Source organism: Streptomyces sp. NPDC025273, assembly GCF_040638585.1.
Lineage (GTDB): Bacteria > Actinomycetota > Actinomycetes > Streptomycetales > Streptomycetaceae > Streptomyces > Streptomyces cinereorectus.
The window spans coordinates 56,378-77,268 of the sequence record NZ_JBEZYP010000003.1 but is presented as its reverse complement, the minus strand read 5'-3'; the positions used below and the strand labels follow the sequence as shown (position 1 = coordinate 77,268).

The window sequence follows — 20,891 nt, the reverse complement described above, 5'->3', positions numbered from 1 at the left end:
CAGCGGCTCACAGCTCGTGGCCGAGCGCGGCACCGAGCCGCGAGACCAGATCGTGGGCGGCGTCCGGGATCACCGTGCCGGGCGGGAACACCGCGGCGGCACCCGCCTCGTGCAGGGCCTCGACGTCCTGCGGCGGAATCACGCCGCCCACCACGATCATGATGTCCTCCCGGCCCTCCGCGGCCAGTTCCGCGCGGAGCGCCGGTACGAGTGTGAGGTGCCCGGCGGCCAGCGACGAGACGCCCACGATGTGCACGTCCGCCTCGACCGCCTGCCGGGCGACCTCGCCCGGCGTCTGGAACAGCGGGCCGACGTCGACGTCGAAGCCCAGGTCGGCGAAGGCCGTCGCGATCACCTTCTGGCCGCGGTCGTGGCCGTCCTGGCCCATCTTCGCGACCAGGATGCGCGGCCGCCGCCCCTCCGCCTCCTCGAAGGCGTCGACCAGCGTGCGGGTACGGTCCACGGAGGGGGACTCTCCTGCCTCTTTGCGGTACACCCCGGAGATCGTACGGATCTGGCCCGCGTGCCTCCCGTACACCTTCTCCAGTGCGTCCGAGATCTCGCCGACCGTGGCCATCGCGCGGGCCGCGTCGACCGCCAAGGCCAGCAGATTGCCCTCGAGGCCCGGACCAGGGCCCCGTTCGGCCGCCGTCGTCAGCGCACTCAGCGCCGCTCGGCATGCCGTCTCGTCACGTTCCTCGCGCAGCCGCCGCAGCTTCTCGACCTGCTGGGTGCGCACCGAGGAGTTGTCGACCTTGAGCACGTCGATCTTCTCGTCGGTCTCCACCCGGTACTTGTTGACCCCGATGACCGGCTGGCGCCCCGCGTCGATCCGGGCCTGGGTGCGGGCCGCGGCCTCCTCGATGCGGAGCTTCGGGATGCCCGCGTCGATGGCCTTCGCCATGCCTCCGGCCGCCTCCACCTCCTCGATGTGCTGCCAGGCCCGCCGTGCCAGGTCGTACGTCAGCTTCTCCACGTACGCGCTGCCACCCCACGGGTCGATCACCCGCGTCGTCCCGGACTCCTGCTGGAGCAGCAGCTGGGTGTTGCGGGCGATGCGGGCGGAGAAGTCGGTCGGGAGCGCCAGGGCCTCGTCCAAGGCGTTGGTGTGCAGCGACTGGGTGTGGCCCTGGGTGGCGGCCATCGCCTCCACACAGGTCCGTGTCACGTTGTTGAACACGTCCTGCGCGGTGAGGGACCAGCCGGACGTCTGCGAATGGGTGCGCAGGGAGAGCGACTTGGTGTTCTTCGGCTCGAACTCCTTGACCAGCTTCGCCCACAGCAGCCGGGCGGCGCGCAGCTTCGCGATCTCCATGAAGAAGTTCATGCCGATCGCCCAGAAGAACGACAGTCGTGGAGCGAACGCGTCCACGTCGAGCCCCGCCGCCCGTCCGGCCCGCAGGTACTCCACCCCGTCGGCCAGGGTGTACGCCAGCTCCAGGTCGGCCGTCGCTCCGGCTTCCTGGATGTGGTAGCCGGAGATGGAGATCGAGTTGTAGCGGGGCATCTTCTGCGAGGTGAACGCGAAGATGTCGGAGATGATCCGCATCGAGGGGGCGGGCGGATAGATGTAGGTGTTGCGGACCATGAACTCCTTGAGGATGTCGTTCTGGATGGTCCCGGCCAGCTTCTCCGGCGGTACACCCTGTTCTTCGGCGGCCACGATGTACAGGGCGAGCACGGGCAGCACGGCGCCGTTCATCGTCATCGACACCGACATCTTGTCCAGCGGGATGCCGTCGAAGAGCTGGCGCATGTCGTAGATCGAGTCGATGGCCACGCCCGCCATGCCGACGTCGCCGGTCACCCGGGGGTGGTCGCTGTCGTAGCCGCGGTGGGTGGGCAGGTCGAACGCGACGGAGAGGCCCTTCTGCCCGGCGGCCAGATTGCGCCGGTAGAACGCGTTGGACTCCTCGGCCGTGGAGAATCCCGCGTACTGCCGGATGGTCCAGGGCTGGTTGACGTACATGGTCGGGTACGGGCCGCGCAGGTACGGGGCGATACCCGGACGGGTGTCCAGGAAGTCCAGGCCCTCCAGGTCCTGCCCGGTGTACAGCGGCTTGACCGCGATGCCCTCCGGCGTCTCCCAGAGGAGCTCGTCCTCGGACGCGCCGGTCGATTCCTTCACGGCGGCGCGCCACCGGTCGGCCGCCCCCTCGGCGGGGGCCCCGGCGGACAGGGCCACGTCGGAGAAGTCCGGTACGGGAGTGCCCGTCGCCGCGGGCACAGGGGCCTGTGAGGTCACAGGGGTACGGGGGGTCTGCATCACGCCACTCCCATGCGGTCGAGTGCGGAGGAGAGGACGGCGACCACGTCGCAGCCGGCGAACACATAGGCGTCGACGCCGCTGTACTCGCCCGGCCGTCCCGCGAGGAAGACCTGCTCGGCGCCGGCGGACCTGAGCTCTCCGGCGACGGCGTCCGCCTGCTCGGCGTAGAGCGTGTCGCTGGAGCACAGGCAGGCGATCGCCGCCCCGGCAGCGGCGAAGGCGCCGGCCGCGGTCGACGCGTCCACGGAAGCCGGCTCATGGACGGGCTCGATGCCGCCCGCGCGGAAGAGGTTCGCCGCGAAGGACGCCCGTCCCGTGTGCACCGCGGCGGGGCCCAGGGCGGCGAGGAACACCTTCGGGCGGCTGCCCGTGGCGGCCAGGTGGCGGTCCGACCTGACCCGCAGCGCCTCGAACGCCTCGTCCCGGCGCACCTTCGGCAGGCCACCCGCCACGGGGGCGGCGGGCGCGGACTCGCGCTCCACGGACCGCTCGTCCAGATTCGGGAACTCGCTGACCCCGGTCACCGGCTCCTTGCGCCGCGCCAGGTCCCTGCTGCGCGCGGCCCAGGTGGCCGCGAGCCGCTCCCCGACCATGCCGGAGCGCAGCGCGGCGGCCTGACCGCCCGCCCGCTCCATCTCCTGGAAGAAGGACCATGCGGCGGCGGCGAGTTCATCGGTCAGCCGCTCCACGTACCAGGAGCCGCCCGCCGGGTCGATGACCCGGGCCAGATGCGATTCCTCCATCAGGATCGTCGACGTGTTGCGCGCGATCCGCCGGGCGAACGCGTCCGGCAGCCCCAGCGCGTGATCGAACGGCAGTACGGTGACGGAGTCGGCCCCGCCGACCCCGGCACCCAGGCAGGCCAGCGTGGTCCGCAGCATGTTCACCCACGGGTCGCGGCGGGTCATCATCACCGACGAGGTCACGGCGTGCTGGTGCTGCGCCCCCGCCGTCCCCGCCCCGCACACCTCGGCGACCCTGGCCCACAGCCGACGGGCGGCTCGCAGCTTGGCGATCGTCAGGAACTGGTCGGCCGTCGCCGCGTAGCGGAACTCCATGCTGCGGAACGCCTCTTCGGCGGAGAGCCCCGCCGCCGTCAGCGCCCGCAGATAGGCGACGCCCGTCGCCAGCGAGAGCCCCAGCTCCTGCGCGGCCGAACCGCCCGCCTCGTGGTACGGCAGCGCGTCCACGGTCAGGGCGCGCAGCCCCGGGTACTCACGGCCGCACACCTGCGCCCAGTGGACGGCGGCCGTCAGGTCCGGCTCCGCACCGGTACGGGCCGTCCGCCCGAGCGGGTCGGCCCCGAGGCTGCCGCGTACCGCTTCCTTCGCCACTCCGCGCGCCTCGTGGAGTGCCAGCAACGCGCGAACCGCGGGTTCGAACGCGTCGCCCGCGTCGAGCGCGACGGGAGCCAGGTCGAGGTGGACGCCGTCCAGCGCACGGGCGAGGCCGGAGACCGGAACCCCGCCGGGTCCGCCCACGGCGAGCCAGAGCGAGGTGACGCCGTTCTCCAGGTCGCCGAGCAGCGCCTCGTTCAGGCGTACGGGATCCGTCAGGGCGTGGTGTTGCCGTACATCCCAGCCGGCCACGGTGTTCCCTGCGGCCCTGCCGCCCCGGACGAAGGGGGCAAAGCCGGGGAGTCCGGGGTCGGCTGAGGTGTCGTCGGAGGTGTAGAGAGGACGGGCGGTGAGCCCGTCCCCGAGCGCGGTGGACAGTGCTTCCTCGGCGGCCGTGCCCGTGACGTCCTTGCCCGACTTGCGCAGTACACCTTCGACAAGGCTCTGCCACTGGTCGTGGGAGGGGTCAGGGAAATCGGCGGCCAGAGAGAGCCCGTCAGCAGGCAGGACCGTCATGCTCAGATGCTAGGCCAGCGCTTTTGGAGGCATCAGTAGAACCGGCTGTGACCTTGCACTCTCCGGAACGCACGCGATCCTGCGAGTAAGGGAGTGAAGTTCTCTTGGTCATGGTTCTTCACAGTGCGTCACTTAATGACCGAAGTTATGCTTTTGGCGACCCAGTACCGTCAGGGAAAGGACGCACCATGGCCGCGGGACCCGTGGAGTACCTCGTCGTCACTTTTCCCGGCGGCCGGTTCGCCGACGCGATCGCGCCCGTCCTGGCCGACGCGGTCGCTTCGCAGGCGGTACGCATCCTCTCCCTCGCCTTCGCGCGCAAGGGTGAGGACGGCGCCCTGGAGCGTGTGGAGCAGCGGGTGCTCGACCCGGCGGGGCTGGTGTCGTTCCAGCCGCCGGAGGGCGAGACGTCCGGGCTGCCGGACATCACTGACATCGACGCGCTCGGGCGCATGCCGGAGGGCAGCTCCGCCGCGCTGATCGTCTGGGAGGACCTCTGGTCCGTGCCGCTCACCCAGGCGGCCCGCACGGCGGGAGGTGAGCTCGTGGCGCACGAGCGCGTCCCGGCGGACGGCGGGGACGACGTGATCACGCTGCTGGAGCGGCTCGCGGAACTGAAGACGCAGGGTGTCCTGACCGATGCCGAGTTCGCGGCCCAGAAGGCAAGGATCCTCGCCGACTGACACCCGGGGCCGGTACCGCCGTCGGCACCCGGCGATTCCTCCGTCGAATCTCGCGCTCCACGCGACGTCGATCCTGACCTGGGCACTTCGCCGGGAAAGAGGCAGTTCATCGTGCAGACCGCCCGGGCCGTCCCGGCCGCCACCGTCGTCAACCTGCGCGATCTGGGTGGCATCGCCCTGGGGCGCGACCGCCGCCTGCGACAGGGGATCCTTCTGCGCTCGGGCCAGCTGAGCGAATTCGACCCGGAGCACGACATGGCGGTTGCCGCACTGGGCATCCGCACCGTCGTCGATCTCCGCACCGCCGACGAGCGCACGTGGGCGCCCGACCGGCTGCCGCCGGGCGCCCGGCTGTTCGTCGCCGATGTCCTCGGCGACAACCCGGGCGTCGCCCCGGCGCGGCTCAGGGCCCTGCTCTGCGACCCGGACGGAGCAGCGGCCGTGCTCGGCGGTGGCAGGGCGGAGGAACTGTTCGCCCAGACCTACCGGAAGATGGTTCTCTCGCCGGGTGCGGCAGCCGCGTACCGCGCCTTCGTGGAGACGGCCGCGGACCCGCGGGCGAGACCGCTGCTCTTCCACTGTGCGACCGGCAAGGGCCGCACGGGCTGGGCCGCCGCACTCCTCCTGCTCGTCGCGGGCGCGCCGCGTGATGTCGTACGGGCGGAGTTCCTGGCCGTGAACCGGGCGGTCCGGGCCGCTCTCGGGCCACTGGTGCGGCGATTCCTCGACGAGGGCGGTGACCCGGACATCGCGGCCGCGGTCATCGAGGCCCGGCCCCGCTACCTGGAGGCCGCCCTGGATGCCATGGACGAGCGCTGGGGCGGACTCGACGGCTATCTGCGCGACGGGCTGCGGGTATCCCCGGCGGTGGTCGAGCGGTTGCGTGCCGACCTGGCCGTACCGGCCTGACACGCGGCGCGGCCCGGTGCGACGCCCTCCGCGGGAACCTCGCACCGGGCCGCCGTTCCAGGGACCCGCTCAGATGCGCAGGAGCCGTTCGCCGACGTCACGGTACTGCTGCAGGGCCACCCGCAGCTCCTCCGTCCGGGCCTCGGTGTCCGGTGCCTGCCAGCTGGAGCGCAGGACGTGCCGGCGCTCCTCGAGCGCCTCGGTCAGACCCGCCACGATCCGGTCGAAGGTGCTCTCGGCCTCCTCGACCGCATGGCGCGGGCTCTCGACGAAGTCGGAGACGGCCTGATGCATGCGCCGGGTCAGGGCGTCCTGCTCCTCGGCGGGCAGCAGCGGCAGACCGGCGGAGGTGACCTCGGGGCGGCCGGTCGGCGCGACGGTGTCGCCCGGGCCCCTGTTGGGCACCTGCTTCCGGTCAGGACCGGGGGCCGGCGTCCGTGTTCCGTCGATCCCGGGCGCCGGGTCGTGCCGCGGGACCGGGGTGCTCCCGGGTGCCTCGGTGTGCCGCGCCTCCATCGCGGTCACGGGCGGACGGGGCGCAGAGCCTTCGGTGTCTCCGGTGCGGTGCATCATGCTGCGGTCCTTCCGTTCGTCCGGTGCCGGCCCTGCTGGACCGGCTCGTCGGGCGTCTGCCCGAGCAGTACGTCGAAGAGGGCCCGGGACTCGATCAGCGCCTTCCGCATCTCCTCCGTGCCCCCCTGTCCGCGTACCGCCGTGTGTACCTTGCGGTACCCCTCGACATGCTCCGCGTGGTGCACCGAGAGGGCTGCCGTCTGCTCCTCGAAGCCGGCGCCGTCGGGGAAGCCCCGGTCGCGGGCCAGCCGCGCCAGCAGCGCGTCGGCCTCGGCGACCGCTTCGGTGGGCGAGTCGATGAACCGCTCCTGCACCGCGGCCCAGCGGCCGGCGTAGGCCTCGCGCGCCTCCTGGGACAGGGGACGCTCCTCCAGATGGCCGTGCAGCTTCACGCGCTCGGCCAGTTCGTGCTCGGCGGCCTTCGTGTCGCCGTTGTGCCGGTCGACGGTGCGCTCGTACTCGGGCCCGAAGCGGCGCCGCAGCCCGTGGCCACCGCCCGTCCGGGCGCGGACGAGGAAGTAGCCGAGCACTGCCACCAGGACGACGGCAATGATGATCACCACGGTCGTCATGACGGGAGCTCCTTCCGGTTCGCGGTCGGTGCGTAGTGCTGTCCCACTCGTCAACCCCTTTCGGACGGGCCCGGCCGATGTGCCGGGCGGTTCGCAAGCAGTCGTGTACCCGCCTGACGCAGTTCATGCGGACGGGACGGGACGTGGTCGATCAGGGCCGGGATGAGGCGTCCGGCGCGAGGGCGGAGGCCGAGGTCAGCGAGAAGATCCGCAAGGCGCTCCTCATGCCACCGGGGCCCGCCGCTGGATCTCCGGCCCTCCGGCGTCGAGGCCGTCGAGTGGAGCCGGAGCCGGAGCCGGAGCTGGACCGGATCCCCTGGGACCGGGCACCCGTGTGCGCCGGGTCTCGCGGGTGCGTAATACTCGTCGTATGGGATCGAGCATCACGTACCGGCGTGACAGGTCCGCCGGGCCCGCAGGGGTCCGCATCCGGCGTGCCGTCGCGCGGGATGCCAAGCGGCTCACCCGTCTCGTCACCACCTCACGCGCCTACGGAGGTCCGTACGCGCCGATGGTCGCCGGATACCGGGTCGGCCCGGACTACATCGAGGCGCACAGGGTCTTCGCCGCGGTGGGCGAGGGCGAGGGCGTGCTCGGTTTCTACGCCCTGGTCGTCTCCCCGCCGGAACTCGACCTGATGTTCGTCGGCGACGACGCCCAGGGGCTGGGCATCGGGCGCCTTCTCATCGCTCACCTGCGGGACGAGGCGCGCCGTGCGGGTCTGAGCGATGTGCGGGTGGTCGCGCATCCACCGGCCGAAGGGTTCTACCGCAGGGTGGGTGCGGAACGCACCGGTACGGTGGCGGCGAGCCCGCCCGCGGTGATGTGGGACCGGCCCGAGATGACCCTCGCGGTCGGGAGCCCCTGACGGGCGTGGCCCGGCCGGATCCCGGCCGGGCCACGCCGACGTGCCGGCGCTGTTACGACCAGCCTCCGTACGGGCGGGTGATGAGCTCCATCCCGTGCCCGTTCGGGTCGGGGAAGTAGACCCCGCGCCCACCGTCGTTGTGGTTGATCTCGCCGGGGAGCTTCCGGTGCGGATCGGCGTAGTACGCGATCCCCCGCGCCTTGATCCGCTCGAAGCCCGTGTCGAACTCCGCCTCGGAGACGAGGAACGCGTAGTGCTGCGCAGTGATCGATTCGGCGGGAACGGTCGCGAAATCCAGCGTGACGCCGTTCGCGAGCACGAGGGGAATGAAGGGACCCCATTCCCTTCCGGCTTCCAGGCCCAGAATGTGCGCCAGGAACTCGGCGGACTCACGGTTGTCCCGGCAGTGAATGATGGTGTGATTCAACTCGACTGACACTGTGGAATGCCTCCAACAGGCATCTCACGGGCTACCTCCACGCCTCACCCGGCCGGTGACCGACGCGCGATGCCGTACAGAAGATCCTAGGTGAGTGGTCACGGTGCGTCGAGGGCTTGGCCTGTAATCGCTCGGCGTAAGCCGTCCCGCGGCCACCCCCGCACCGGCCGGCCTGGTGGATTCCCAGGCGGCTGCCACCATGGACAGCACGGGCGAGTGCCGTCCCCCCGCGCACTGCCGGGCCGCCCGCGAGGGCCCGGAGCGGCGATGTCCCGCACGGGACACCACGTGCTTTCCTGCCGGAAGGATTCGCAGAGCCGGCGCGGGGCACCAGAACCACCCACTCGACGTGGTGGAGGCACCAATGGGACGGATATCGGCCAGCACGGGCGGCAACGGTGGGGACCCCGGCGCGACGGGGGCCAGGAGCGGCCGTGAGGAGACGGAGGAGGAGCGGGCGGACCGGCAGTGGACGGATCTTCTCCAGGAGCTGCGGGTCGCCCAGACCGGCGTGCAGATCCTGTTCGGCTTCCTGCTCGCGGTGGTCTTCCAGCCGCGGTTCGCCGACCTCTCCACCGCCGACCGGAACATCTACGTCACCACCGTCATGCTGGGATCGGCCACGGCCGCCGCACTGATCGGGCCGGTGTCCTACCACCGGCTGCTCACCGGCAGGCGGATGAAGCCGCAGACCGTGACCTGGGCCTCGCGCCTGACGAAGCTCGGACTCGGGCTTCTCTTCTGCACGATGTGCTCCACCCTGCTGCTCATCCTGCGGGTGGCGCTCCACAACGCCCTGGCCCTGTGGCTGGTGGGCGCGATGGCGCTGTGGTTCATGGCCTGCTGGTTCGTCTTCCCGCTGTGGGCCATCGCCAGGGGGCCGAAGACGGGCGAAGGCGACCGGTCACCGGGCGACGGAGATTCCGGCTCGGCGGAATGACCCGCTCAGTCGTCGTCGGTCTCGGCCGGGCTGCGCACGTCCGTCACGGTGAACAGCCCGCCGTCCGGGTCGCGCAGCGTCGCCTCGCTGCCGTGGGGCACGGCACGCCGCTCCATGAGCGTGCCTCCGTGCCGCTCCGCGAGGCGGACCGTCGCCGCTACGTCGGGGACCGGGAACTGCACCTGCCAGTGCGGGCGCACGATCGGATCGGGTGCGGCCTCGACGGCCCCGGAGCTGATCCGGGCCAGCGGGCGGCCGTCGCAGCGCACGAGTACCTCCTCCTTGACGTACGAGACCTCGCAGCAGCCGGGCGCACCGCTCTCCCAGCCGAGCACCTCGCCGTAGAAGATCGCGGCGTCGAAGGCGTTCCTGGTGCGCAGCCTGAGCCAGGCGTGCGCCCGGTGTCCGGACGGCGCCAGGGAGGCGGCGCGCCCCGTCCACTCCCAGACGCCGAACGACGCGCCGTCCCGGTCGGCGGCCAGGACGGCGCGCCCCTTGCCGATGGTCAGCGGCCCCACCGCCACCGTGCCGCTGCGCTCGCGGATACGGGCCGAGGCCACATCGGCGTCCCGGACCGAGAAGTACGGCGTCCAGGCCACGGCCACCTGGTAGGCGGAGGCGACCGCGCCGATCCCCGCCACCGGCACACCGTCCGAACGGGCCATGGCGTAGTCCTTGCCCAGCGGGCCGGTGCGGAAGGTCCACCCGAGGACGGCACCGTAGAAACGCTGTGCGGCCCCCAGCTCCTGGGTCACCAGATGGACCCAGCACGGCGCGGTCGCGCCGGTCAGCGGCGCCGGTTCGCTTGCGGTCATGGTCGCACTGCCTTATCGGTTCTGCGGCATGCTTCGGTGCCGCGGGGCCAGCACCCAGCCTCGTGCGCACCGGCGGCTCCCGCAACACACGACCTCCCCGCTGCCGGGGCAGCGGGGAGGTCGCGGCAGGCAACGCCCCGCAGGACGGGCGTCCGCGTATCAGTCGCGCGGGCGGTCGGTGTCGGGCGGGATCACCTCGTTGCCGTGGCTGCCGAGCTCGTACGGCGAGAGTCCCCGGCCGCTGGCGGGGAAGCTGTCCGAGCCGTGCTTGTCGCTCTCCCGGATCTCCGTGCGGTGAGCGGGGCGGTGCGGCTGCTCCTCCGGGAGCGGCGGCGGAAGCTCCTTGTCCCGGCGCCGCATACCCCACCAGAAGGCACCGATCAGCAGGACCACCACGGCGAGTCCTACGATGCCGACGACAACCCCGATCGCGCCTGGCCCGGCGAGGGTGACAGCGAGAGAATCCCTGACTCCGTTTGTTACGTCCATGCATTGGCGCATACCCCGGATGATCGATAACAGACAGTTGGCGAAGTTAATTCATATTTTGTGACGGTGTCCTGGTGAAAGAGTTTCACGTGAGCAGAACCGGCCGCATGATCGTGACGGGGCAGACCGGCCCGCTTCCGCACCCCCGCGGGCCGAAGCCGCTCGTGTCGCCCTCGCGCAGCCATGGGGTGAGCCTGGAGTGAAACCCCTGGGACCGTCGGAGGGACGCCGGGGAGCACCGGGCCCGCCGGGCCCGCCGGGCCGCCGCTCGCGCCCGGGCTCGGCCGCCACGCGTACCCGCGTCGTCGTCCGGGGCCGGTCATCGTCCGCGTCCTCCATGTGGGCCCCCGTCTCACCCGCACGAGTGCACTGTCCGCCCGGTTCGTGACCAGCCGCGCCGGCAGCGGTATCGCCTTCCTCGGAGCCGAAAGGAACGACTGTGAACAGCACGGACGCACAGGGACAGGAACACCGGGAGAGCGGCGACGTCGTGGTGGCGGTGACCGGCTGCCCGAAGGAGGACGCGCGGACCGTGTTCGACGTGCTGCGCCGCGCCTTCGTCTCCGACCGCCCGGCCAGCGACACACCCCAGGACGCGTCGACGACACGCCCGACCGTGTGGACCGCGACCGTCGATGTGTCCGAGACGCTCGCCGGTGCCCGGCCCACGCGGCTGTCCGCCCCCGTGACGCTCGAGGCGCAGGGCGGCTACTGGGCGGTCGGCCGTCTCCGTCAGCACCTGGCGGACACCTTCGCCGTCCGGGTCGTGGGGACGGCCGCGGGGGACCAGGAACAGGAGATCCGGCTGAGACTGGAGAACCGCGGCCCCGCGTGATGCCCGCACGACCCGAGAACGGAAGGCGCCAGTCCATGGACCCCACCCCCGGGAAGGACGATGCGGACCCCGGACGGACTCCGCTTCCGGGCACCCGCTCGACCTTCACCCTGCACATCAACGGCACGGCGAGGACACTGACGCTCGATCACCGCACCACCGTGCTGGACGCGCTGCGCGAACACCTCGGACTCACCGGGGCGAAGAAGGGCTGCGACCACGGCCAGTGCGGCGCCTGCACCGTGCTCGTCGACGGCCGGCGCGCCAACAGTTGCCTGCTGTTCGCCGTCGCTCAGGAGGGTGCCCGCATCACCACGGTCGAAGGGCTGGCCGACGGCGACCGGCTGCACCCCCTGCAGGCGGCCTTCCTGGAGAGGGACGCCCTGCAGTGCGGCTACTGCACCCCGGGGCAGATCTGTTCGGCGGTGGGCATGCTCGGCGAGGCGGCGGACGGGTTCCCCTCCCACGTCACCCCGCGGACCGCGACCGCCCCCGAAGGGCCGGCGCCCCTCGGCGCTGAGGAGATCCGCGAACGGATGAGCGGCAACCTCTGCCGGTGCGGCGCGTACCCCCACATCGTCCGGGCGATCGAGGACGTGGCCTCGTGAAACCCTTCGCCTATCTGCGCCCCGGCTCCGTGGCCGAGGCGGTCCGCGCCGGTGCCGAGCGTCCCGGAGCCCGGTTCCTCGGCGGCGGTACCAACCTCGTCGACCTGATGAAACTCGGGGTGGAGTCGCCCGGCCTGCTCATCGACGTCAGCCGGCTCCCGCTGGACCGGGTGACGCGGACGGACGACGGTGGTCTCCGGATCGGTGCGACCGTGCGCAACAGCGATCTCGCCGCCCACCCCGACGTACGCGTCGGCTACCCCGTCCTGTCGCAGGCTCTGCTGGCCGGTGCCTCCGGGCAGCTCCGCAATACCGCCACCACCGGCGGGAACCTGCTCCAGCGCACCCGGTGCCCGTACTTCCAGGACGTCTCCAAACCCTGCAACAAACGGATTCCCGGCTCCGGCTGCCCGGCCCGGGAGGGCTCCCACCGCGATCTCGCGGTGCTCGGCCACTCGCAGGACTGCGTCGCCACCCACCCCTCGGACATGGCGGTCGCTCTCGCGGCCCTCGACGCCACGGTCCGGCTGCACGGACCCGAGGGCGAACGGACCGTGCCCGTCACCGGATTCCACCGGCTGCCGGGCGACGACCCCGGCCAGGACACCGTGATCCGGCCCGGCGAACTGATCACCGAAGTGGTGCTGCCACCGCGTCCGGACGGCGCTGCCTCCCTGTACCGCAAGGCCCGCGACCGCGCCTCGTACGCCTTCGCGCTGGCCTCCGTCGCCGCCGTGCTGACCGTCCGCGACGGGCGTGTCCAGCAGGCCTCGCTCGCCTTCGGCGGGCTCGCCCACCGGCCGTGGCGTGCCCGGGCGGCGGAGGAGGTGCTGCGGGGCGCACCCGCGACCGGCGAGACTTTCGCCCAGGCGGTGGACACCGAGCTCGAAGCCGCCAGGCCCTTGCGGGACAACGGATTCAAGGTGGCACTTGCCCGCAACCTGGCGATCGGGGCCCTGGCAGGGCTCACCGCCCGGGCGGCACCGCCCCGCTGAACCGCCCGGCCCGCACTCCGACGAACCGAGGACTTCCGCCATGAGCCACGCACCCCAGCCGCCCGGCGCCCCTGTCGTCCGCCGTGAGGGCCGCGACAAGGTCACCGGCACGGCCCGGTACGCCGCGGAGCACACCCCGCCAGGCTGCCTGTACGGCTGGATCGTCCCCGCCACCGTCCCGAGCGGGCACGTCACCGCGACCCGCACCGCCGACGCCCTCGCCGTGCCGGGAGTGCACACCGTCCTGACCCCGGACAACGCGCCGCGGCTGAAGGAACCCGACGACCCGATCCTCTCCGTCCTCCAGGACGACCGGGTTCCGCACCGGGGCTGGCCCGTCGCCCTGGTGCTGGCCGAGACCCTCGAAGCCGCCCGGGCGGGCGCGGCGGCCGTCCGCGTGGAGTACAGGACGACCGGTACCGACGTGACCCTCACCGCGGACCACCCCGGCATCTACACGCCCGAGCAGGCCAACGGGGGCCACCCCGCGGTACGCGAACGCGGCGACGCGGACGCCGCGTTCGCCGCCGCCGCGGTACGGATCGACGCCACGTACACGCTCGGAGGCCTGCACAACCACCCCATGGAACCGCACGCCTCCACCGCCCGGTGGGCCGACGGGCATCTGACCGTCCACGACTCCAGCCAGGGCTCCACCGCGGTGCGCGACAGCCTGGCCCGGGCACTGGGGATCGAGCGGAACCGCGTCACCGTCGTCTCCGAGCACGTCGGCGGCGGCTTCGGTTCCAAGGGCACACCGCGCCCCCAGGCCGTTCTGGCCGCGATGGCCGCGGGCCACACCGGGCGCCCGGTCCAAATCGCTCTGCCCCGGCGGTACATGGCGGCGATCGTCGGCCACCGTGCCCCGACGGTCCAGCGGGTGCGGCTGGGCGCCGACCGCGACGGCGTACTCGCCTCCGTCTCCCACGAGATCGTCACGCACACCTCGACGATCAAGGAGTTCGTCGAGCAGGCCGCCGTCCCGGCCCGCGTCATGTACGCCTCGCCCCACAGCCGCACGGTGCACCGGGTCACCGCCCTCGACGTGCCCAGTCCGTCCTGGATGCGAGCGCCGGGCGAGGCGTCGGGGATGTACGCCCTGGAATCCGCCATGGACGAACTGGCCTGCGCCCTGGGGATCGACCCGGTCGAACTGCGCCTGCGCAACGAGCCGGCGGCCGAACCCGACAGCGGACGCCCGTTCAGCAGCCGCAACCTCGCGGCCTGTCTGCACGACGGTGCCCGGCGGTTCGGCTGGTACGACCGGGATCCGAGCCCCGCCTCCCGGCAGGAGGGGCCGTGGCTGCTCGGTTCCGGCGTCGCCTCGGCCACGTACCCGGTGCTGGTCTCGAAGTCCGCCGCCTCCGCGCACGCCGCGCCGGACGGCTCGTTCCGCATCGGGGTGAACGCCACCGACATCGGCACCGGCGCCCGCACCGTCCTGGCGCAGATCGCCGCCTCGGCACTGGGCACCCCGCAGGAGAACGTCCGGATCGACATCGGCAACAGCGACCTGCCCGCGGCTTCCGTGGCCGGCGGCTCCTCGGGCACGGCGTCCTGGGGATCAGCGGTGCACAAGGCTGCAACCGCCCTGGTGGGCCGGCTCGCCGGACGCACCGGGCCGCTGCCGCCGGAGGGCGTGACCGTCACGGCGGACACGGAACAGGAGGCGGGGGAGGAGTCCCCGTACGCCCGGCACGCCTTCGGCGCCCACTTCGCCGAGGTGGCGGTCGACTCGCTCACCGGCGAGGTCCGGGTGCGGCGGCTGCTCGGCGTCTTCGCCGCCGGACACATCCTCAACTCCCGGACGGCACGGTCCCAGTTCATCGGCGGCATGGTGATGGGGCTCGGCATGGCCCTCACCGAGGGCAGCACCATGGACCCGGTCTTCGGGGACTTCACCGAGAACGACCTGGCCTCCTACCACGTGCCGTCGAGTGCCGACGTCCCGGACATCGAGGCGCACTGGATCGACGAGGACGACCCCCACCTCAACCCGATGGGCAGCAAGGGCATCGGTGAGATCGGCATCGTCGGCACGGCGGCCGCCATCGGGAACGCCGTCCGGCACGCCACCGGCGCGCGGCTGCGCGCCCTCCCGCTCACCCCGGACAAACTGCTGCCCTACCTGCCATGACGGGGCGCGCCACGGCCTCTCGGTTGCGCAACCGGCCCCCACGGGTCACTCTGATGAGTGACCCAGAAGTGATAATTGCTCACGCTTCGTGTTCGGGGGTCGTTGGTTCGAACGGGGTGAAGTTTGTGGGCCTCGCGGTGAGGAGCCTCGACGATGACCGTTCCACTCGACCGGCACTATCTGGTCGAACTGCAGGTGTCGGCAGAGCGCATTTCCCAGCTGCGGCGCATCGTCGCCGCGCACCTTCGTCACTGGAGTCTCGACCTGCACGTCCGGCCGGTCTGCCGGTCGGCGGAGGAGCTCCTGACCAACGTCCAGCGGCATGTCGGCGACGACAATCGGTGCGTCGTCGAACTCCGCTGGACCGGCCGTCACCTGACGGTGTCCGTGGCGGACAACGATTCCCGGATGCCCAGGCTGCTCAGCGGCGGTGGCGGCGGTCTCAGCCGCGTCATGGCCCTCAGCGACAGCTGGGGGACCTGCAGGACCACCGACGGCAAGGTCGTCTGGTTCACGCGCTACGCGGAGACGCCGTGTACCACCGGACTGCTGCCGCGTACGCCCCTCCCCGGAGGGCGCACGTTCCTCGACGGGCCCGTTCCCGTCCTCGTGTGACGAGGGCCCGGCGCCCGGCCGGTGCGGACGGTGTGCCTCGCGCACGCATGATCCGCGCCGGCCGGGTACGTGCGTCAGGGGGCCGCGTTGCGCGGCAGGGCGTGGCGCGGCACGGTCGAAGAACCGATGCAAGGAGGCCATGCCATGCCCATCGCGACGGTCAATCCCGCGAACGGCGAAACGCTCAGGACATTCGACGCGCTGGACGCGCGGGAGACCGAGCACAGGCTCGCCGCCGCCCACCGCGCGTTCCGCGGTTACCGCACGACGGACTTCACCCAGCGGGCCCGGCTGCTGAACCGGGCCGCGGACCTCCTCGACGAGGACCGGCAGGACATCGCCCGCACCATGACCACCGAAATGGGCAAGCCGGTCAAGGCGGCCCGCGCGGAGGCCGCCAAGTGCGCGAAGGCGATGCGCTGGTACGCGGCCAACGCCGAGCGCCTGCTCGCCGACGAGCACCCCGAGGACGCCGACGTCGAGGACTCCGGGGCATCCCGGGCCTACGTCCACTACCGCCCGCTGGGGGTGGTCCTCGCCGTGATGCCGTGGAACTTCCCGCTCTGGCAGGTCATGCGCTTCGCCGCACCAGCGCTCATGGCCGGCAACACCGGACTGCTCAAGCACGCCTCGAACGTGCCGCAGACCGCCCTGTACATCGAGGACCTGTTCACCAGGGCGGGATTCCCCGCAGGCTGCTTCCAGACGCTGCTCGTCGGTTCGGGCGCCGTCGAGGCGCTGCTGCGCGACCCCCGGGTCGCCGCGGCGACGCTCACCGGCAGCGAACCGGCAGGCCGGGCGGTCGCCTCCGTGGCGGGTGACGAGGTGAAGAAGACCGTGCTGGAGCTGGGCGGCAGCGACCCCTTCCTCGTCCTGCCTTCGGCGGACGTCGCCGCGGCCGCGGAGAGGGCCGTGACCGCCCGCGTACAGAACAACGGGCAGTCCTGCATCGCGGCCAAGCGCTTCATCGTGCACGCGGATGTGTACGACGCGTTCACCGAGCGGTTCACCGCCGGGATGCGCGCCCTGACCGTCGGCGACCCGCTGGAGGAGTCCACCGATGTGGGGCCGCTCTCCAGCGAACAGGGCCGCGCCGACCTGGAGGAGCTCGTCGACGACGCCGTGGGCCAAGGCGCCACGGCGTTGTGCGGGGGCCGCCGGCCCGAGGGGCTGGGCGCCGGCCTGGACCGGGGCTGGTTCTACCTGCCGACCGTCCTCACCGGGATCACCCCGGGGATGCGCGTCCACCGCGAGGAGACCTTCGGCCCGGTGGCGACGCTCTACCGGGTCGCGGATCTGGACGAGGCGGTGGAGCTCGCCAACGACACCCCCTTCGGACTCAGCTCCAACGTCTGGACGCGCGACCGGGCGGAGGCGGCCCGGTGCGTGCGCGACCTGGAGGCGGGCGGTGTCTTCTTCAACGGCATGACCGCCTCGCACCCCGCACTGCCCTTCGGCGGGGTGAAGCGCTCCGGCTACGGGCGGGAGCTCGCCGGACACGGCATCCGGGAGTTCTGCAACCCCACCACCGTCTGGTACGGCAGGGAGTAGGGCGGCCGACGGCTTTCGAGGACACGTCCTCAGAAGCGCAGGGCCGCCGCGATCCGGCCGTGGTCCGCGAGGGAGTCGTCGGCGACGAACACCACGTCGCAGCCGTTGTCCAGCGCCGCCTCGACGAGCTCGTCGACGATGTCCTCGCGGACCTGGCCGTCCGACGTCCGCCGCTCGGCGTCCTCGGCCGGCTCCAGGTGCTCCTCGGTGACCCTGACCGTCTGCTGGAAGTGCTCCTCCACCGCGATCAGGCCCGCACGGCCCTCCCGCACCGCGGCCCACACCTCGTCGAGGCCTCCCGCGAAGGAGTTGCTGCCCCGGGCGTGGTCGAGCCTTTCGTGGATCCCGGCCGCGGTCTGCCGCCGCCGGTCCTCGAGTGCGGGGGTCAGGTCCTTGAACAGCTCGGGCGCGGTCGTCTCCGCGGTCGTCCCCTTCGCGGCCCTGCCGACGGCCGTCCTGGAGGTCTCCCCCACCTCGTCGAGCAGGGCGAGTGCGGGGGCGAGGCCGACCAGGAACAGCGGCCGCGGGTCCGTCGCCAGGACCGTGCGCAGCTTCTCGTTCACCGTACGCAGGAAGTTGCGCGCGTCCTCACTGCTGTACGTGCTCGGGGTGTCCCCGATCCGCTCCTCGCGCTGCGGGTTGGGCTCCTCGTGCGGGGCCGTGAGCGGGAATCCGCCCGTTCCCTCCTTGCGCAGCCCGTCGTTCGTGCCCGACCACAGTGCCGCGTGCTCCGCGGACACACTCAGGACCCAGAAGGCCTGTGCCCGCGCCTTCGCCGCGACCAGGTTGCGGGTGAGGTAGGTGTCGCTCAGGACCACACGTTCGGGTGCGGTGCGCGGCAGTTGCCAGATCTGGTACGCGTCGGCGTCGGCGAGGATGAGCAGGGCGTCCAGGGCCCGCCGCTGGTCCACCTCGGCGACCGCGCGGTCGAGCTGCGCCTTGACGGCGGCGCGGGACTCGCGGCTCACCCGGGGGTCGGCCTCCAGGCGGTTGGCGGCCTCGGTCACCAGGTTCCGCAGCCGCACCGCGTCCTGGGCGTTGTCCGGTGCCCGGCGGTGGGTGGGCATCGTCAGGGACAGGGCCGGATAGGGCCTGGTCGCTCGAAGTTCCTGCAACAGGCCTGCGGTCAGGGCGTCCGTATCCATCGTTCCCTCCCGGAGGGTTCGGAGTCCGCGGTGCTGGGGCCGCCCTGCGGGGTGGGGCGGATCGTTCGACGAGTTAATTCATACCTTTTGATCCTAGTATGAGCGAGTTATCCCCTTGCTTTTCGGAGGTGTGTGAGATGTCCACGCTCACCGTGTGGGAGTTCCACCCGGCCGACGGCGCCGAGAACGTGGGGGCGGCCGTGAAGTCCCTCCGGAGGGAATGCCTGCTCGGGATCCTCGACCCCGAGCGCGAGGCCGGGCTCCGCGACCTCTTCTGCGACCACACGCGATGACCGTGCGGAGGACGTGCTCTTCCTCCTCGGTGAGGCCGCGATGACCGCGGCCGAAGCCGTCACGGATGTCCTGGGTGATCTGCACGCCCGGTACGCCGTTGTGCGCGAGGGTGAACCAGCCGACTACATACCGCAGTTGAAGCGAGCCGACCCCGGCGACTTCGGGCTGGCCCTCGTCAGCATGGATGGCCACTGCTACAGCGCGGGGGAGGCGGACACCCCCTTCACCGTGCAGTCGGTCTCCAAGCCCTTCGTCTACGCGCTCGCCCTGTCGTCGCTGGGCCTGCACGAGGTGGACCGGTGGGTGGGCGCCGAACCCAGTGGCGAGGCGTTCAACGCCATCAGCCTGGAACCCGGCACGGGGCGGCCCGCCAACGCCATGGTCAACGCCGGAGCCATCGTCACCACCGCGCTGGTCCCCGACACCCCGGAGTTCCCCGCCTTCCGTCGCATCCTGGCGTGCATGAGCCGGTTCGCCGGGCGGCTGCTGGACGTGGACGAGGAGGTGTACGCCTCCGAGGTCGCCACCGGGGACCGCAACAGGGCGCTCGCCTACCTGCTCCGCAGCGCGGGGACCGGGCGGCTGGACCCGGTGGCCGCCGTGGACACCTACTTCCGGCAGTGTGCGGTGCGGGTCACCACCGTGGATCTCGCCGTGATGTCCGCCACGCTCGCGTACGGCGGCGTCAACCCGCTCACCGGCGAGAGAGTCGTCTCCGCGGAGGTCGCGGCGCAGGTGCTCGCCGTCATGGCCACCTGCGGCATGTACAACGGCTCCGGCGAATGGCTGCTGCGCGTCGGGCTGCCGGCCAAGAGCGGGGTGTCGGGCGGTCTGATCGCCGCGGGACCGGCCCGTTTCGGCCTGGCCGCCTACAGTCCGCCGCTGGACGCGGCCGGGACCTCGGTACGGGGGCGGGCCGCGCTCGGCGCGCTGTCGGAGCGCTACGGGCTCCACCTCATGAGGAACCCGGCTCTGCCGGGCTCCACCGTCACACTGGCCACCACCGCCGACGTACTGCCCTCCGCCCCGCCCGGCCGGCGGGAGCGTGCCCTGCGTGAGCGGGTCGGCATCGTGGCGGCCCAGGGAGCCCTGGACTTCACCGCGGCCGAGCGTGTGCTGTACGCCCTGGACGAGTCCGGGCGGGAGCGGACGGGTTCGGTCGTGCTCGACCTGCGGGAGGTGACGGGCGCCGACTCCGTGGCGCTGGAGCTGCTGCACGCGGGTCTGGCCCGGCTGGTCGCGGGCGGGCGGCGTGCGGCCGTCGTCGACCCGGGCAACCGGCTGGGCCCGCCGGACCTCGTCCGTGAACGGACCGGCCGGGACCTGCCGCGCTACGGCTCCCGCGAGGAGGCCGTGGAGCGCTGCGCGCAGGCCCTGGCCGGTCCGGGCTGAGCTCCTACCGGGCGGCTCCCCGGCCTACCAGATGGCCTCGACCCACTCCGGGTGGTCGATGAACGGGTTCCGGTTGTGCTGGTACCGGTCGAATATGACGTTGTTGCGGTTCTTCTCGAAGGTGTCCGGCGGGTCCTCCTGGCTCCACTGCTTCAGCACGGAGAGCCGCCCGATGTACGGGGCTGAACCGTTGCTCACGCTGTTGTTCGGTTCGAGGTCGGCGAAGGAGTCGCCGCCCTCGTACCGCACCGCCATGTAGAGGATCATCCGGGCGACGTCGCCCTTGACCGCGTCGCGCGGTTCGAAGGAGTCGCTGTCGGTGTAGTTGCCGGGCGCACCGGACACCGCGCTGCCGCCGTTGTCGAAGTCCTTGTTGCCGCGGATGGAGTTGACCTGGACGTCCTCGGGACGCAGGTGGTGGATGTCGGTGCCGGGGCCGGTGACGGTGCCGAAGTCCCCGTGCGACTTGGCCCAGACGTGCTCCCGGTTCCAGTCGCCCACGTCGCCGCCGTTGCTGCTCTTGGACTGTGACCGGCCGGCGTAGAGCAGGATCACGTTGGACGAGTTGGCCGGGTCCTGGTCGGTGACCTTGAGGGCCTCCCAGACCTGGCTGTAGGAGAGCTTGGTCTGGTCGCTGATGATCGTGTGCAGCGAGCTCTTGAGTGCCGTTCCGGTCTTGCCCAGGGCGTTCTGGTAGTAGGTGTCGTCGAGGGCGGTGAGTGAGGTCGTGGCGGCGACCGGGGCGGTGGGCGTGGCCGCGGGTGCGGTGGCCGCGACGCCCGCGAGCACGGCGATCGAGGCGACTGTGGCCAGTAGTGGACGCGCGTAGAAACGGCGGCGACTGGACATGGGGGTGTCCTCTCCGGAGCAGCGGGGACCGCGCCGCCGCCACCGGGTGTGTGGGGCGAG

The 20,891-nt window shown here is 72.0% G+C and carries 21 protein-coding genes; 12 read left to right on the top strand and 9 right to left on the bottom strand.

From position 1 onward, the window contains the following. Window positions 1-7: 7 nt before the first annotated feature. Both scpA and mutA read right to left on the bottom strand, forming a co-directional pair. On the bottom strand, window positions 8-2,266 hold the full coding sequence (scpA, locus tag AB0F38_RS07515) for a methylmalonyl-CoA mutase (protein WP_361888153.1): 2,259 nt from the start codon (window positions 2,264-2,266) through the stop codon (window positions 8-10). After that, a complete protein-coding gene (gene mutA / locus AB0F38_RS07510) occupies window positions 2,266-4,122 on the bottom strand; it encodes a methylmalonyl-CoA mutase small subunit (RefSeq protein WP_361888150.1) in 1,857 nt (618 codons plus the stop codon). The genes scpA and mutA overlap by 1 nt, the downstream gene beginning before the upstream one ends. Window positions 4,123-4,310: 188 nt before the next feature. On the opposite strand from mutA, the gene AB0F38_RS07505 reads away from it, so the two are divergent. Together AB0F38_RS07505 and AB0F38_RS07500 are read left to right on the top strand one after the other, a co-directional pair. After that, a complete protein-coding gene (locus AB0F38_RS07505; protein WP_361888147.1) occupies window positions 4,311-4,805 on the top strand; it encodes a DUF6325 family protein in 495 nt (164 codons plus the stop codon). Window positions 4,806-4,916: 111 nt separating this feature from the next. Further along, window positions 4,917-5,714: a tyrosine-protein phosphatase gene (locus AB0F38_RS07500; RefSeq protein WP_361888144.1), complete on the top strand. Its 798-nt coding sequence runs from the start codon at window positions 4,917-4,919 to the stop codon at window positions 5,712-5,714. A gap of 69 nt (window positions 5,715-5,783) precedes the next feature. Here the strand turns inward: AB0F38_RS07500 and AB0F38_RS07495 are convergent, their stop codons facing one another. Both AB0F38_RS07495 and AB0F38_RS07490 read right to left on the bottom strand, forming a co-directional pair. After that, complete coding sequence (locus AB0F38_RS07495) at window positions 5,784-6,287, bottom strand: hypothetical protein (RefSeq protein WP_361888141.1); 504 nt, start codon at window positions 6,285-6,287, stop codon at window positions 5,784-5,786. Beyond that, entirely contained in the window at window positions 6,284-6,859 is a 576-nt protein-coding gene (locus tag AB0F38_RS07490) for a hypothetical protein (RefSeq protein ID WP_361888138.1), read from the bottom strand. Before AB0F38_RS07490 ends, AB0F38_RS07495 begins: the two co-directional genes overlap by 4 nt. Window positions 6,860-7,229: 370 nt before the next feature. On the opposite strand from AB0F38_RS07490, the gene AB0F38_RS07485 reads away from it, so the two are divergent. Next, window positions 7,230-7,727, top strand: a complete 498-nt coding sequence (locus tag AB0F38_RS07485) for a GNAT family N-acetyltransferase (protein WP_361888135.1) — start codon at window positions 7,230-7,232, stop codon at window positions 7,725-7,727. Window positions 7,728-7,779: 52 nt separating this feature from the next. Here the strand turns inward: AB0F38_RS07485 and AB0F38_RS07480 are convergent, their stop codons facing one another. Further along, complete coding sequence (locus tag AB0F38_RS07480; protein WP_361888132.1) at window positions 7,780-8,166, bottom strand: VOC family protein; 387 nt, start codon at window positions 8,164-8,166, stop codon at window positions 7,780-7,782. A gap of 364 nt (window positions 8,167-8,530) precedes the next feature. On the opposite strand from AB0F38_RS07480, the gene AB0F38_RS07475 reads away from it, so the two are divergent. Beyond that, window positions 8,531-9,106, top strand: a complete 576-nt coding sequence (locus tag AB0F38_RS07475; RefSeq protein ID WP_361888129.1) for a DUF6328 family protein — start codon at window positions 8,531-8,533, stop codon at window positions 9,104-9,106. 5 nt (window positions 9,107-9,111) lie between these two features. Here AB0F38_RS07475 and AB0F38_RS07470 read toward each other — a convergent pair whose 3' ends face one another. Together AB0F38_RS07470 and AB0F38_RS07465 are read right to left on the bottom strand one after the other, a co-directional pair. Beyond that, window positions 9,112-9,921, bottom strand: coding sequence for a VOC family protein (locus AB0F38_RS07470; protein WP_361888126.1), 810 nt, complete (start codon window positions 9,919-9,921; stop codon window positions 9,112-9,114). Window positions 9,922-10,080: 159 nt separating this feature from the next. After that, the gene (locus AB0F38_RS07465) at window positions 10,081-10,410 is read right to left on the bottom strand and encodes a DUF6479 family protein (protein ID WP_361888123.1); all 330 of its coding nucleotides are present in this window, start codon (window positions 10,408-10,410) and stop codon (window positions 10,081-10,083) included. A gap of 439 nt (window positions 10,411-10,849) precedes the next feature. On the opposite strand from AB0F38_RS07465, the gene AB0F38_RS07460 reads away from it, so the two are divergent. The 6 genes from AB0F38_RS07460 (at window position 10,850) to AB0F38_RS07435 (ending at window position 17,151) form a co-directional block, all read left to right on the top strand. After that, on the top strand, window positions 10,850-11,245 hold the full coding sequence (locus tag AB0F38_RS07460) for a hypothetical protein (RefSeq protein WP_361888121.1): 396 nt from the start codon (window positions 10,850-10,852) through the stop codon (window positions 11,243-11,245). 35 nt (window positions 11,246-11,280) lie between these two features. After that, window positions 11,281-11,853, top strand: coding sequence for a 2Fe-2S iron-sulfur cluster-binding protein (locus tag AB0F38_RS07455; RefSeq protein WP_361888119.1), 573 nt, complete (start codon window positions 11,281-11,283; stop codon window positions 11,851-11,853). Continuing rightward, window positions 11,850-12,848 carry a xanthine dehydrogenase family protein subunit M gene (locus AB0F38_RS07450; protein ID WP_361888117.1) on the top strand — a complete coding sequence of 333 codons (999 nt, stop codon included), beginning with the start codon at window positions 11,850-11,852 and terminating at the stop codon, window positions 12,846-12,848. Before AB0F38_RS07455 ends, AB0F38_RS07450 begins: the two co-directional genes overlap by 4 nt. A 40-nt stretch (window positions 12,849-12,888) precedes the next feature. Further along, window positions 12,889-14,985 (top strand): xanthine dehydrogenase family protein molybdopterin-binding subunit, encoded by a 2,097-nt coding sequence (locus AB0F38_RS07445; RefSeq protein ID WP_361888114.1) that lies wholly within the window; start codon window positions 12,889-12,891, stop codon window positions 14,983-14,985. A gap of 153 nt (window positions 14,986-15,138) precedes the next feature. Next, window positions 15,139-15,600 carry an ATP-binding protein gene (locus AB0F38_RS07440; protein ID WP_361888111.1) on the top strand — a complete coding sequence of 154 codons (462 nt, stop codon included), beginning with the start codon at window positions 15,139-15,141 and terminating at the stop codon, window positions 15,598-15,600. A 144-nt stretch (window positions 15,601-15,744) separates the two neighbouring features. Beyond that, window positions 15,745-17,151, top strand: coding sequence for an NADP-dependent succinic semialdehyde dehydrogenase (locus tag AB0F38_RS07435; protein WP_361888108.1), 1,407 nt, complete (start codon window positions 15,745-15,747; stop codon window positions 17,149-17,151). A gap of 29 nt (window positions 17,152-17,180) precedes the next feature. On the opposite strand, the gene AB0F38_RS07430 is transcribed toward AB0F38_RS07435, so the two are convergent. Continuing rightward, window positions 17,181-18,296 (bottom strand): chemotaxis protein, encoded by a 1,116-nt coding sequence (locus AB0F38_RS07430; protein ID WP_361888105.1) that lies wholly within the window; start codon window positions 18,294-18,296, stop codon window positions 17,181-17,183. A gap of 137 nt (window positions 18,297-18,433) precedes the next feature. On the opposite strand from AB0F38_RS07430, the gene AB0F38_RS07425 reads away from it, so the two are divergent. Together AB0F38_RS07425 and glsA are read left to right on the top strand one after the other, a co-directional pair. Next, window positions 18,434-18,589 carry a hypothetical protein gene (locus AB0F38_RS07425; protein WP_361888102.1) on the top strand — a complete coding sequence of 52 codons (156 nt, stop codon included), beginning with the start codon at window positions 18,434-18,436 and terminating at the stop codon, window positions 18,587-18,589. 40 nt (window positions 18,590-18,629) lie between these two features. Continuing rightward, window positions 18,630-19,982, top strand: a complete 1,353-nt coding sequence (glsA, locus tag AB0F38_RS07420; RefSeq protein WP_361888888.1) for a glutaminase A — start codon at window positions 18,630-18,632, stop codon at window positions 19,980-19,982. Window positions 19,983-20,006: 24 nt separating this feature from the next. Here the strand turns inward: glsA and AB0F38_RS07415 are convergent, their stop codons facing one another. Continuing rightward, window positions 20,007-20,831: an endonuclease gene (locus AB0F38_RS07415; protein ID WP_361888099.1), complete on the bottom strand. Its 825-nt coding sequence runs from the start codon at window positions 20,829-20,831 to the stop codon at window positions 20,007-20,009. Window positions 20,832-20,891 lie beyond the last annotated feature (60 nt).